The sequence below is a fragment of the Bacillus cereus group sp. BceL220 genome (assembly GCF_051776965.1).
In the GTDB taxonomy this organism is placed as follows: Bacteria; Bacillota; Bacilli; order Bacillales; family Bacillaceae_G; genus Bacillus_A; species Bacillus_A cereus.
This window is the reverse complement of the sequence record NZ_JBPWBC010000068.1, coordinates 1-291: the sequence shown is the minus strand read 5'-3', so window position 1 is coordinate 291 and position 291 is coordinate 1. Positions and strand designations below refer to the sequence as shown.

Below are 291 nucleotides of genomic sequence, written 5' to 3'. Positions count from 1 at the left end.
CAACGTCCTACTCTCACAGGGACAAGGTCCCAACTACCATCGGCGCTAGAGAGCTTAACTTCCGTGTTCGGTATGGGAACGGGTGTGACCTCTCTGCCATCATTACCAGACATTATTCTTTTGAGACAATCATTATTATAACTTGTTTACTTTAAAAGTCAACAAGTTTTTTATATTCTCTCAAAACTAGATAACATTTGCTACATATTATATGGTTAAGTCCTCGATCTATTAGTATTCGTCAGCTCCACATGTCACCATGCTTCCACCTCGAACCTATCAACCTGATCA

At 40.2% G+C, this 291-nt stretch carries 1 rRNA gene; it reads right to left on the bottom strand.

The annotated features are described in order from the left end of the window. Nucleotides 1-110, bottom strand: a 5S ribosomal RNA gene (gene rrf, locus ACS2FK_RS30570); the annotation flags it as partial. Nucleotides 111-291: the final 181 nt, after the last annotated feature.